9 protein-coding genes are annotated in these 12,353 nt (G+C 74.5%); 8 read left to right on the top strand and 1 reads right to left on the bottom strand.

The features are described 5' to 3' along the window. Nucleotides 1-61 precede the first annotated feature (61 nt). Nucleotides 62-2,098, bottom strand: a complete 2,037-nt coding sequence (locus tag CYQ11_RS12360; protein WP_099199575.1) for an MDR family MFS transporter — start codon at nt 2,096-2,098, stop codon at nt 62-64. Between the two features lie 202 nt (nt 2,099-2,300). Here CYQ11_RS12360 and CYQ11_RS12355 point away from each other — a divergent pair, with 202 nt between their 5' ends. The 8 genes from CYQ11_RS12355 (at nt 2,301) to CYQ11_RS12320 (ending at nt 12,307) form a co-directional block, all read left to right on the top strand. Beyond that, complete coding sequence (locus CYQ11_RS12355) at nt 2,301-3,350, top strand: energy-coupling factor ABC transporter permease (RefSeq protein WP_099199576.1); 1,050 nt, start codon at nt 2,301-2,303, stop codon at nt 3,348-3,350. A gap of 1 nt (nt 3,351) precedes the next feature. Continuing rightward, nucleotides 3,352-4,134: a cobalt ECF transporter T component CbiQ gene (gene cbiQ, locus CYQ11_RS12350; RefSeq protein ID WP_099199577.1), complete on the top strand. Its 783-nt coding sequence runs from the start codon at nt 3,352-3,354 to the stop codon at nt 4,132-4,134. Nucleotides 4,135-4,184: 50 nt separating this feature from the next. After that, nucleotides 4,185-4,958 carry an energy-coupling factor ABC transporter ATP-binding protein gene (locus CYQ11_RS12345; RefSeq protein ID WP_099199578.1) on the top strand — a complete coding sequence of 258 codons (774 nt, stop codon included), beginning with the start codon at nt 4,185-4,187 and terminating at the stop codon, nt 4,956-4,958. Nucleotides 4,959-5,067: 109 nt separating this feature from the next. Next, the gene (locus tag CYQ11_RS12340; protein WP_099199579.1) at nt 5,068-6,243 is read left to right on the top strand and encodes a serine hydrolase domain-containing protein; all 1,176 of its coding nucleotides are present in this window, start codon (nt 5,068-5,070) and stop codon (nt 6,241-6,243) included. A 10-nt stretch (nt 6,244-6,253) separates the two neighbouring features. Then, on the top strand, nt 6,254-7,057 hold the full coding sequence (locus CYQ11_RS12335) for an SDR family NAD(P)-dependent oxidoreductase (RefSeq protein WP_099199580.1): 804 nt from the start codon (nt 6,254-6,256) through the stop codon (nt 7,055-7,057). 738 nt (nt 7,058-7,795) lie between these two features. After that, nucleotides 7,796-9,559 (top strand): dolichyl-phosphate-mannose--protein mannosyltransferase, encoded by a 1,764-nt coding sequence (locus CYQ11_RS12330; RefSeq protein ID WP_099199581.1) that lies wholly within the window; start codon nt 7,796-7,798, stop codon nt 9,557-9,559. Nucleotides 9,560-9,700: 141 nt separating this feature from the next. Then, nucleotides 9,701-11,323: a penicillin-binding transpeptidase domain-containing protein gene (locus CYQ11_RS12325; RefSeq protein WP_099199582.1), complete on the top strand. Its 1,623-nt coding sequence runs from the start codon at nt 9,701-9,703 to the stop codon at nt 11,321-11,323. A 132-nt stretch (nt 11,324-11,455) separates the two neighbouring features. Further along, the gene (locus CYQ11_RS12320) at nt 11,456-12,307 is read left to right on the top strand and encodes a DMT family transporter (RefSeq protein ID WP_099199583.1); all 852 of its coding nucleotides are present in this window, start codon (nt 11,456-11,458) and stop codon (nt 12,305-12,307) included. Nucleotides 12,308-12,353 lie beyond the last annotated feature (46 nt).

Below are 12,353 nucleotides of genomic sequence, written 5' to 3'. Positions count from 1 at the left end.
CTTTTCGCGATTTATGCGTTTTCCGGCAGGAATTCACCCTGTCGGGCCCGAGGGGCGTCCCTCATACGGGCAGCCGCTCCTGCGCGTGCTCGTCCTCCTCCAGCAGCCGCTCCGCGATGACGTCCAGGGCGCGGTCCAGACGGGCGCGGTCCTCACCGTCGGTCAGGTCCCAGTCGTCCAGGCGGGCGGCGAGCCAGGCGCGCCAGGCGGTGGCCAGACGGGCGACCTCGCTCTCGCCGGCCGGCGTGAGGAAGAGCCGGTCGCCCTCGATACGGGCGTAGCCGGCCCCGGCCGCTCGGGCGAAGGCCGGCTCCAGGACCTCCGGCGGCATGCGGTGGGCCGTGGCCACCGACGAGAGCGTGGCCTCGCCGCGCACGCGCAGGCGCCAGTGGATCTGGCCGAGCGTCCAGGCCAGGACCGGGTCGAGGGCGCTGCCGGACCGGGCGAGGACGCCGCGGCCGACCGGGACGGCCCCGGCCTTGCGCAGCACGCTCGCGACGGCCCGTTCCAGCTGGCGGTCGGCCTCGGCGGAGTCGGGGGCGGAGAACGCCTCGCCCAGGTCGGAGGCGCCGGCCCGCGCGCTGTCGCGCAGCGGGACCTCCCGCAGGAACCAGGCCGCGACGAAGCCCACGAGGGCGACGGGCACGATCCAGAGGAAGACGTAGTTCACCGTGGCGGCGTAGGCGTCGACGACCGGGCGCGCCTGCGCCGCCGGCAGCGCGGCGAGCGCCTGCGGGCTCTGCACCGCGGACAGCGGCACCCCCGGCGCCCGCGCCAGCGCGTCCCGCAGGTTCGGCACGAGCTGGTTGGTGTAGAGCGTGCCGAAGATGGCCGTGCCGAAGGCGCTGCCCAGGGTGCGGAAGAAGGTCACGCCCGAGGTGGCGGAGCCCAGCTCGTGGTACGGGACGGTGTTCTGGACGGCGATGGTGAGCACCTGCATCGCGAAGCCCAGCCCGACGCCCAGGACGCACATGTAGAGGGACTCCAGCCACACGCCGGTCGAGGCGCCCATGGTCGACATCAGGAAGAGGCCGAGGGCCATGACGGCCGTGCCGGCGATCGGGAAGACGCGGTAGCGGCCGGTGTGGCCGACCACCGTGCCCGAGATCATCGACGCCCCCAGCAGCCCGGCGACCAGCGGCAGGGCCCGCACGCCCGAGAGGGTGGCCGAGTCGCCGTCGACGAACTGCAGGTACGTCGGCAGGTACGTCATCGAGCCGAGCATCGCGAAGCCGACGATGAAGCTGAGCACCGAGCAGACCGTGAAGACGGGGGTGCGGAAGAGGTGCATGGGCAGCATGGGTTCCGCGGCCCGTCGCTCGACCGCGACGAAGGCGGCGAGCAGCACGGCCGCCGCCGCGAACAGGGCGACGACGACGGGCGAGCTCCAGGCGTACCGGTTGCCGCCCCACTCCAGCCCCAGCACCAGCGCCGAGGAGCCGAGCGCCACCAGCACGATGCCCGGGTAGTCGATGACCGGTCGCACGGCCGGGCGGACGGCGGGCACGGTGCGCGCGGCCATGACCACCATGACGATCGCGACGGGCACGTTGACGTAGAAGCACCAGCGCCAGGTGGCGTGGTCGGTGAAGACCCCGCCCAGGGTCGGCCCCACGACGGTCGTCACGCCGAAGACGGCGCCCAGCGCCCCCTGGTACTTGCCGCGTTCGCGCAGCGGGATCACGTCCGCGATCAGGGCCATGGCCGTCACCATCAGGCCTCCGCCGCCGACGCCCTGCACGGCGCGCGCGGCCACCAGCATCGGCATGCTCGTCGCCGCGCCCGCGAAGACCGAGCCGCCGACGAAGACCACCGCGCTCAGTTGGAAGACGACCTTCCGTCCGAAGAGGTCGCCGAACTTGCCGACCAGGACGGTCGAGACCGTCTCGGCCAGCAGGTAGGCCGTCACCACCCACGCCATGTGCCCGCCGCCGCCCAGGTCCGCCACGATCGTCGGCAGGGCGGTGGAGACGATCGTCTGGTCGAGCGCGGCGAGCAGCATGCCCAGCACGATCGTCACGAAGACGAGGTTCGTCCGGCGGCGGCTCAGCACCGGCGGGGCGGGCGGGGCCTGGGGTGCGGGCGTGGTGGTGGTCATCGTGACGTACCTCCCGTGCCCAGCATTTGGGGAGAGGCGCCCGTCCGCCACCTCTGGCGGGCGTGGGGCTGAGCAAGGGGCGCGCAGGAGCGCCGTGCACGCTCTTGCGACCTTTTCGCAGTGCCCCCCTATCATCGAGCGGTTCACCAGGACGGTTCACGACTGAACCAATCGAGCGAGGCATGAACGGACGGAGCTCGCCATGCACGTACCCGACGGATTCGTCGACGCCCCGGTCTCCCTGGCGACGGGAGCCGTCGCGGCGGCGGCCGTGGCGGTGAGCCTGCGGGGGGCGCGCCGGGAGCTGGACCACAAGGCCGCACCGCTGGCCGGGCTCGTGGCGGCGTTCGTCTTCGCCGTGCAGATGCTGAACTTCCCCGTCGCGGCCGGTACGAGCGGTCACCTGCTGGGCGGGGCGCTGGCGGCGATACTCGTCGGCCCCTTCACCGGCGTCCTCTGCATATCCGTGGTGCTGCTGATGCAGGCCGTGCTGTTCGCGGACGGCGGCCTGACGGCCCTCGGCGTGAACGTCAGCGACATGGCCGTGGTCACGACCGTCGTGGCCTACGCCGTCTTCCGGGGCCTGGTGAAGGTGCTGCCCCGGCGGCGCCCGTCGGTGACCGCCGCCGCCTTCGCGGCCGCGCTGGTGTCCGTCCCCGCGGCGGCCTGCGCCTTCACGCTGATCTACGCGCTGGGCGGCACGACCGATGTGCCGATCGGCACGGTCTTCACCGCCATGGCCGGCGTGCACGTCCTCATCGGGATCGGCGAGGCGGCGATCACCGCGCTGACGGTGGGCGCGGTGATGGCCGTACGGCCCGACCTGGTGCACGGCGCGCGCGGCCTCGCCCGCCCGCTGGAGCTGCGCACGGCCGACGGCACCGTGATCGCGCGGCCCGAGGAGCCGGCCGCCGCCCCCCGCTCCCACCGCCGCGTCCTGGCCGCCGGCCTCGTCGCCGCCCTCGCCCTCGCCGGCTTCGTCAGCTACTACGCCTCCACCAGCCCCGACGGCCTGGAGAAGGTGGCCCACGACAAGGGCATCGACAGCAAGGAGGAGGAGCACGCCGCCAAGGACTCGCCGCTCGCCGACTACCAGGTCAAGGACGTCGGCGACGAGCGCCTCTCGGGCGGCCTGGCCGGCGTGATCGGCGTCGGGGCGACCCTGGCGGTGGGCACGGGCGTCTTCGTGGTCCTCCGCCGCCGCCGCGACCGGGCCGCCGCGGCCTCCGTACCCGAGACCGAGGCCGTCTGACATGGGCGCGGGACACAGCCACAAGCTCTACCGGCACGCGCGCTCGCCCGTGCACGCGCTGCCGCCGCACTGCAAGATCGCCGCGGTCCTCTGCTTCGTCCTCACCGTCGTCACCACGCCCCGCGAGGCGGTGTGGGCCTTCGGGCTGTACGCCCTGCTGCTGGCGGCCGTCGCGGTGGCGGCGCGGACACCGGCGGGCTTCCTGCTGCGACGGCTGCTGATCGAGGTGCCCTTCGTGGGCTTCGCGCTGCTGATGCCGTTCGTGGCGCGCGGCGAGCGGGTGCACGTCCTCGGCCTCTCGCTCAGCGAGGCCGGACTGTGGGGGGCCTGGAACATCCTGGCCAAGGGCACGCTGGGGGTCGCCGCCTCCGTCCTGCTCGCCTCGACGACCGAGCTGCGCGCGCTGCTGCTGGGGCTGGAGCGGCTGCGTGTGCCGCCGCTGCTGGTCCAGATCGCCTCCTTCATGATCCGCTACGGGGACGTCATCACCGACGAGATGCGCCGCATGCGCATCGCCCGCGAATCGCGCGGCTTCACCGCCCGCGGCGTGCGGCACTGGGGCGTGCTGGCCAAGTCGGCCGGGGCGCTGTTCATCCGCTCCTACGAACGCGGGGAGCGGGTCCACCTGGCGATGGTCAGCCGGGGCTACACGGGCGCCATGCCCGTGATCGACGAGGTGACGGCCACGCGCGCGCAGTGGGCCCGGGCGGCGGCCCTGCCGCTGGCGGCGCTCGGGGTGTGCGGCGCGGCCTGGGCCGCCACCGGGACGGCCCTGATCGCCTGATCGCCGAAACGCCCGCCCACGCCCCCTGCGACCAGTAAGGACACCACCCCATGACCACTCCCGCCTCCCTGGAGGTCTCCGGCCTCGCCTTCGCCTACCCCGACGGCCACCAGGCCCTCTTCGGCGTCGACCTGACCGTCGGGCGCGGCGAACGCGTCGCCCTGCTGGGGCCCAACGGCGCCGGCAAGACGACGCTCGTCCTCCACCTCAACGGCATCCTCAGCGGGGGCGCGGGCACGGTGCGGGTCGCCGGCCTGCCGGTCGGCAAGCGCAACCTCGCCGAGATCCGGCGCCGGGTCGGCATCGTCTTCCAGGACCCCGACGACCAGCTGTTCATGCCGACCGTCCGCGAGGACGTCGCCTTCGGCCCGGCGGCGGCGGGGCTGCGGGGCGCCGAGCTGGAGGCCTGCGTGCGCACGGCCCTGGAGCGGGTCGGCATGGCCGCCTTCGCGGACCGGCCCCCGCACCACCTCTCCTTCGGCCAGCGGCGCCGGGTGGCGGTGGCCACCGTCCTCGCCATGGAGCCCGAGATCCTCGTCCTCGACGAGCCCTCCTCCAACCTCGACCCGGCCTCCCGGCGCGAGCTGGCCGACATCCTGCGGTCCCTGGACGTGACGGTGCTGATGGTCACCCACGACCTGCCCTACGCGCTGGAGCTGTGCGAGCGGTCCGTGGTGCTCAGCGACGGCGTCATCGCGGCCGACGGCCCCACCGGCGACCTGCTCCGCGACGAGGACCTGATGCGGGCCCACCGCCTGGAGCTGCCGTTCGGCTTCGACCCGGGGGCGGTGGCCGCGCGTCCGGCCACGGCCGGCGGACGCTGACGCGGCGGGATGACCGGAGGCGTCGGCACCGGCCCCCGGTTCTCCACGCGTAGACCGTCGTGCACCATGGAGGACGGATTTGTCTCGGAAACACAGGAGCGGAACGACAGTGGTGGACGTCCAGGGCGCGGTGGCGGACGGTTTCGAACCGGTCCGGGACGCCTTCGCCGACAACTTCGCCCGGCGCGGCGAGCGCGGCGCGGCCGTGGCCGTCTACCGGGACGGGCGCAAGGTCGTCGACCTGTGGGGCGGGGCGAAGGACGCCGACGGCGGCAGCGAGCCCTGGCAGCGGGGCACCGCGCAGGTGGTGCGCTCCGCCACCAAGGGCGTGGCCGCGGCCGTGCTGCTCCTGCTGCACCAGCGCGGACAGGTGGACCTCGACGCGCCCGTGGGCACGTACTGGCCGGAGTTCAAGGCCGCGGGCAAGGAGCGGGTGCTCGTACGGCACCTGCTCGCCCACCGCGCGGGGCTGCCCGCTCTCGACGTCCCGCTCACCCCGGCCGAGGCCGCCGACGGCGTCAGCGGCCCCCGCGCGCTGGCCGGGCAGGCCCCCGCCTGGGAGCCCGGCACCGACCACGGCTACCACGCGCAGACCTACAGCTGGCTGCTGGGCGAGCTGGTGCTGCGCGTGACCGGCCGGTCGATCGGCACGTGGGTCGCCGAGGAGATCGCCGGGCCGCTCGGCGCGGACCTGTGGATAGGGCTGCCGGACGCCGAGCGGGAGCGCGTCGGCCGGATAGCCGACGCCCCGGCGCCGGCCGCGCCCGCCTCGGCCGGCCTGCGGGTGCGCCCCAAGGCCTCGGTCTCCGACGCGTACCGCGACCCGGCCTCGCTCACCCGCCGTGCCTTCGCCGCCATCGACCCGCCGGCCGACGAGAACGACGCCGCGTACCGGGCCGCCGAACTCCCTGCCTCGGCCGGCATCGCCACGGCGGACGCGCTGGCCCGGTTCTACGCCTCGCTCATCGGGGTCGTGGACGGCGGCCGCCGTCTCTTCGCGCCGGCGACGCTGACCCTGGCCCGCACCGAGGAGTCGGCCGGCCCGGACCGCGTCCTGGTCGTGAACACGCGCTTCGGCCTGGGCTACATGCTCCACGGCCCCGCCTCGCCGCTGCTGGCGCCCGGCTCCTTCGGCCACCCCGGCCGCGGCGGCTCGCTGGCCTTCGCCGACCCCGAGTCGGGCGTCTCCTTCGGCTACGTGACCAACGGCATGCAGAAGAACGTCACCGCGGACCCGCGCGCCCAGGCGCTCGTCCGCGCGGTTGCGCGCTCCCTGGCGGGGTAATGCTGCCCGCATGGCACCGGCAGCGGCACGCTTCGAGGGCTATGCGGTACTGATCACGGGCGCGGGGCGGGGCATCGGCGAGGCCGTGGCCCGCCGCCTCGCCGCCGAGGGCGCGGCGGTCCTGGTCACCGACGCCGACGGCCCGCGCGCACGGCGGGCGGCCACCCGCATCCGTGCCGCGGGGCTCACGGCCGAGGCACTGACCTGCGACGTCGGCGACCGCGACGCCGTCGACGCGGCGGTGGCGCACGCGGTCGGACGGTTCGGCCGCCTCGACGTCCTGGTCAACAACGCCCTGTCCTGCCACCCCGATCCGCCGCTGGTGGAGGACTACCCCGACGAGGTGTGGTCCCGTGACGTGGACATCACCCTGACCGGCGCCTTCCGCTGCGTGCGGGCGGCGATGCCGCACCTGGCGGCCGCCGGCGGGCGCGGGGCGGTCGTCAACATCGGCTCGGTCAACGGCGAACAGGACTTCGGCAACCACGCCTACAGCGCGGCGAAGGCCGGCCTGGCCAGCCTGACGCGCACCCTCGCGGGCCAGTGCGCGCCCCGGGGCGTGCGCGTCAACCTCATCGCGCCGGGCACGGTCCGCACGCCCAACTGGGAGGGCTGGGAGGCGTCCTTGGAACGCGCCGCAGCGCACTACCCCCTGGGGCGGGTGGGGCGTCCGGAGGACGTCGCGGCCGCGGTGGCCTTCCTGGCGTCGGAGGACGCCGGGTGGATCACGGGGGTGACGCTGCCGGTGGACGGCGGGATCCTCGTCGCGAACCTGGGGCTGCGGGGGGCGCTGCGACGGGGGTACTGTTCATGATCAGCTACTGACCGGGCGAACAGCCCCCGGCGGCCCCACGGGCCGCCGCCCCCGCCCCCACGCCCCGGGCAGACCGGACGGCCCACCCGCCCGCCGGGGCGTGGGCGCATTTCCGTTCCGCGGAGGGGGTACGGCCGAGGACCACTCGGACGAGTGCCCGACGTCGTCACATTCCCGCGATCCGGGGCGCGTTGGTGTGCGCCAGGCCTAGAGTCTCTCCCCGTGACGGGCCACGTCGCACCATGCTGACCCTCGGGTCGGCTCGCCCACGTTCGGGACTCCAGCCAGGGGCCTCGGGGGCGGGGGCCGGTGGCCGCCGTGTCCGAGGCTCCCTCGTGGAGTCTCGCAGCAGGCGGGCCTCCGACCCGGGGAAAGGTGCACGATGCCGCGTCACCGAAGGCCGAAGCCGTCGGTCAACTGGGATACAGGGGAAGCGCTGGGCGAAAGCGGTCACACCGTGGGTGGAGCTGCTTGTCGCCGTCGTCGCGCTGATCCTGATCGTGGTCGGCAGGGCTTGACCGGCGGGGCCTATACCCATTAGGCCCCGACGGCCAAGCTCTTCGGCCGCCCGTCACGGGGCTTCAGGCTCCGTGACGGGCACTTCGCTGTACAGCAAGCCCAAGATAGCGCGGATGGCGCTCCGGGGCGGTGCTCGTCCCGGAACTCCCTCCGGCCCCCGCACCCCTCCGCGCGCGGCGCGCCCGGGACTCTCACAGGGTCGTTCCCTACGATGGCGCGGTGAGCAGTGACACCGCGACGCAAGCCCGGCAGGGCCGGACCGCAGCCGAGCAGCCGCCCCCGTGGCAGCGCAGACTGCGCCGTTTCGGCTACGCGGGCCGCCCGGCGCACCCCGATGTGCGGGAGCGGCTCGTACCGCCGTACCCCGAGCCGGGGACGCGGTTGTGGGCCGCCGCCGGGGCGGGCCCGGGCCTCGCGCGGCTGCTCGCACGGTCCATGGGGTGGCTGGGGCCCCTGCTGGTGGCGCTGTTCGCGGGACTGATCCGGTTCTGGCACCTGGGCAGCCCCAAGGCCGTCATATTCGACGAGACGTACTACGCCAAGGACGCCTGGGCGCTGTGGAAGTACGGCTACGAGGTCAACTGGCCCAAGGAGGCCAACGACCAGATCGTCGCCGGCCACACCGACGTCGCCGACGCCGCGGCCTACGTCGTCCACCCGCCCGTCGGCAAGTGGGTCATCGGCGCCGGCGAGTGGCTCTTCGGCCTCGACCCCTTCGGCTGGCGCTTCATGGTGGCGCTGCTCGGCACGCTGTCCGTGCTGATGCTGTGCCGCATCGGGCGGCGGTTGTTCCGGTCCACGTTCCTCGGCTGCCTCGCGGGCGGGCTGCTCGCCGTGGACGGCCTGCACTTCGTCATGAGCCGGACGTCCCTGCTCGACTCGGTGCTGATGTTCTTCGTGCTGGGCGCCTTCGGGTGCCTGCTCGTCGACCGGGACAAGGCGCGGGCCCGGCTGGCCGCGGCGCTGCCGGAGGGGCCCGACGGGACCGTGCCTCCCGACGCCCGGGCCGGGGACGGAACGCGGCTCGGCCTGCGGCCCTGGCGGCTGGCCGCCGGCGTGTTGCTGGGGCTCGCCTTCGCCACGAAGTGGAACGGCGCCGTCTATCTGGCCGCGTTCGGGCTGATGGCCGTCCTGTGGGACGTCGGCTCGCGGCGCCTGGCCGGCGCCCGGCGGCCCTGGCTCTCCACGCTGCGGCGCGACGTGCCGTGGGCGTTCCTCGCGACCGTGCCCGTGGCGCTCGGGGTGTACCTCGCCTCCTGGACCGGATGGTTCGTCAACAGCGGCACGTACGACAAGACCGCGGGCTGGCAGCACAGCGGTTACCTCCGGCACTACGCGGAGACCGAGGGCGGTCAGAGCGCCGACGGCCTCCTCGCCGGGATCCTCAACCCGCTGCGCAGCCTGTGGCACTACGAGAAGCAGGTCTGGGAGTTCAACACCCACCTCACCTCTCCGCACACCTACCAGTCCAACCCCTGGAGCTGGCTGGTCCAGTCGCGCCCGGTCTCGTACTTCTACGAGTCGCCCGCGGCCGGGCAGGACGGCTGCCCGGCGGACGCGGCCGACAAGTGCGCCCGCGAGGTGCTCGCGCTGGGCACCCCGCTGCTGTGGTGGGCGGCGTGCTTCGCGCTGGTGTACCTGCTCTACCGCTGGGCGCTGCGGCGCGACTGGCGGGCGGGCGCGGTGCTGGGCGCGGTGGCGGCCGGCTACCTGCCGTGGTTCCTGTACCAGGAGCGGACGATTTTCGTCTTCTACGCGGTGGTCTTCGTGCCGTTCCTGTGCCTGGCCGTGGCCCTGCTCATCGGGGCGCTCCTCGGCCCGCCGGGGTCCTCGGAGCGGCGCCGGGTCGCGGGCGCGGTCGGCGCGGGCACGCTCGTCCTCCTCATCGCCTGGAACTTCATCTACTTCTTCCCGATCTACACCGGGCAGGCCATTCCCATGGACGCCTGGCGGAACCGGATGTGGTTCGACACCTGGATCTGACGGCCGGTCCCGGCGTCCGGTGGGCTCGGCGCGGCCCGTGGTGGCTTCCGGCCAATTCGCTCCGGCTCGCCGGCCCTGTCCCGTAGAGTGCCGTCCCGGCGTTTTGATCAGGTGATTAAAACCAGGAGGGGGCAGGGGACCATGCGCAGGGGAGCGAAGATCGCGATAGGCGCCGTGGCCGCCGCGGTGGCGGGCGCGGCGGGGCTGGGGGCCTACAACATCGTCGACGCCGTCGCGGGCGGCGGTTCCGGTACGAACGCCGCGGCCGCGCCCGAGCGCACCGGGCCGCCGTCGGCGGGCGAGACCGAGGAGACCGCGCGCGCCTTCCTGACCGCGTGGGCGGCGGGCGACACGGAGAAGGCCGCCGCGCTCACCGACAACGCGGAGGCGGCCGGCACCGCGCTGACCGGCTACCGCGAGGCCGCGCACGTGGAGAAGGTGACGCTCCGCCAGGGCACCGCCACCGGCGCCAAGGTGCCGTTCTCCGTCACCGCCGAGATCGCCCTCGGCAAGCAGCGCTCCACCTGGTCCTACGACTCGGCGCTCACCGTCACCAGGGGCCGCACCAGCGGCCGCCCGCTCGTCGACTGGCAGCCCGCCGTCCTGCACCCCGAACTCACCCAGGGCCAGAGCCTGCACACCGGTGTCACGCGGACGGCACCGGTCACCGCCGTCGACCGCGACGGCAACGAGCTCAAGCCCGAGGACTTCCCCTCGCTCGCCTCCGTCCTGCCGGAACTGCGCAAGCGGTTCGGCGAGAAGGCGGGCGGCGAGCCGGGCGTCGAGGTCCGCGTGGAGACCGCCGGCGCCGCGGCCCAGGCCGAGCCCAAGACCCTGCACGTGGTGTCGAAGGGCACTCCGGGCAAGCTGACCACCACCATCGACGCCGCCGTCCAGCGCGCCGCCGAGGCCGCCGTGAGCCGGCACGACGACGCCTCCGTCGTCGCGGTCAGACCCAGCACCGGCGAGATCCTGGCCCTCGCCAACGCCAAGAAGACCGAGTTCAACCCGGCGGTCTCCGGCCAGACGGCACCCGGCTCCACGATGAAGATCGTCACGTCCGCGCTGCTGCTGGAGCAGGGCAAGGCCACGCCCGGCAAGCCGCTGCCGTGTCCGAAGACCGCCACGTACGGCATGACGTTCCACAACGTGGAGCACAGCGAGAACCCCGGCGCCACCTTCGCCCAGGACTTCGCGGCCTCCTGCAACACCGCCTTCGTCTCCCTTGCCGGCCAGCTCTCCGACGACGCCCTCGCCGCCGAGGCCAGGGACGTCTTCGGCCTGGGCCTGGAGTGGAAGACCGGCATCGCCACCTTCGACGGCAAGGTGCCCGCCGACGGCGGGGCGGGCAAGGCCGCGGCGATGATCGGCCAGGGCCGGGTGCAGATGAGTCCCCTGAACATGGCCTCGGTCGCCGCGACCGTGCGCAGCGGGTCGTTCCGCCAGCCCTACCTCGTGGACCCCTCGGTCGACGGACGCCAGCTGGCCCGGGCCCCCCGCGCGCTGCCCGACGACGCCGCCCGCGACCTGCGCTCGATGATGCGGCTGACCGCCGTCTCGGGGACGGGCTCCAAGGCGATGGCCGGACTCGGCGGGGACGTCGGCGCCAAGACCGGCTCGGCGGAGGTCGACGGCCAGACCACGCCGAACGGCTGGTTCACCGGCTACCGCGGCGACCTCGCGGCGGCCGCCGTGGTCCCGCGGGGCGGACACGGCGGCGACTCGGCGGGGCCGCTCGTCGCGGCGGTGCTGCGCGCGCGGTGACGCGGCCGGCGCGCCGGCGCGCAACCCCGCGCGTGACGCGGACGACATCGCGTGGCCCGTACAACGAGCGCTAGCGTCAGGCGCCATGAGCCTTCCGATACCCACGGGCCGGCGTGCGCGCGGGCGTGCCGCATGACCCCGCTCGTCGTCGTCGCGGTTCTCGTCGCCGCCGTCGCCCACGCCAGCTGGAACGCCGTCGCGCACGGCATCAAGGACCAGCTCGTCGCCTTCACCCTGGTCGGGGGCGGCGGCGCGCTCTGCGGCGCGGCGCTGCTGCCCTTCGCCCCGGCCCCGGACGCCGGGGCGTGGCCCTGCCTGCTCGTCTCGGCCCTGCTGCACGTCGTCTACCAGGGCCTGCTCATGCGATCGTTCTCCCTCGGCGACTTCGGGCAGATGTATCCGATCGCCCGCGGCACCGCGCCCCTCGCGGTCACCGCCCTCGCGGCGGTCTTCGCCGCCGAACTCCCCGACGGCCCGCAGCTCGCGGGCGTCGCCGTCGCCTCGGCCGGCCTGGTGGGCCTGGCCCTGTGGGGCATCCGGGGCTCGGGCGCGCGCCCCGACTGGACGGCCGTCGGGGCGGCCTGCGCCACGGGCCTGGCCATCGCCGCCTACACGGTCGTCGACGGCCTGGGCGTGCGGGCCTCCGGTTCGCCGCTGGGCTACATCGCCTGGCTGATGATCCTGGAGGGGCTGGTGATCCCGGCGTACGCCGTGGGCACCCGGCGCGGGGGGTTCCTCGCGCAGGTGCGCCCGTTCGCCGTGCGCGGGCTGGCCGGCGGCCTGTTGTCCGTCTTCGCGTACGGGCTCGTGCTGTGGGCCCAGACCCGGGCGGCGCTCGCACCCGTCGCGGCGCTGCGGGAGTCGTCCATCCTGGTCGGGGCGGGGATCGGCGCGGTGTTCATGAAGGAGCGCTTCGGGGCGCCCCGGGTGGCCGCGGCCGGGCTGATGGTGGCGGGCATCGGGCTGATGCTGCACGGCGGTTAGGGGACACCCCCTGGGCGCCACGGGGCGGGCGGGACGCGCCACGGGC

Origin of the sequence: Streptomyces cinnamoneus, assembly GCF_002939475.1 — a bacterium.
Classification (GTDB): Bacteria; Actinomycetota; Actinomycetes; order Streptomycetales; family Streptomycetaceae; genus Streptomyces; species Streptomyces cinnamoneus_A.
This window is presented reverse-complemented; position numbering and strand designations above follow the sequence as displayed.

Bases quoted from the DNA above. Each gene is read 5' to 3' on its own strand.
- CYQ11_RS12325 (WP_099199582.1), top strand. From the start codon at position 9,701: ATGCGCAGGGGAGCGAAGATCGCGATAGGCGCCGTGGCCGCCGCGGTG.
- CYQ11_RS12355 (WP_099199576.1), top strand. From the start codon at position 2,301: ATGCACGTACCCGACGGATTCGTCGACGCCCCGGTCTCCCTGGCGACG.
- cbiQ (WP_099199577.1), top strand. From the start codon at position 3,352: ATGGGCGCGGGACACAGCCACAAGCTCTACCGGCACGCGCGCTCGCCC.
- CYQ11_RS12345 (WP_099199578.1), top strand. From the start codon at position 4,185: ATGACCACTCCCGCCTCCCTGGAGGTCTCCGGCCTCGCCTTCGCCTAC.
- CYQ11_RS12335 (WP_099199580.1), top strand. From the start codon at position 6,254: ATGGCACCGGCAGCGGCACGCTTCGAGGGCTATGCGGTACTGATCACG.
- CYQ11_RS12320 (WP_099199583.1), top strand. From the start codon at position 11,456: ATGACCCCGCTCGTCGTCGTCGCGGTTCTCGTCGCCGCCGTCGCCCAC.
- CYQ11_RS12360 (WP_099199575.1), bottom strand. From the start codon at position 2,098: ATGACCACCACCACGCCCGCACCCCAGGCCCCGCCCGCCCCGCCGGTG.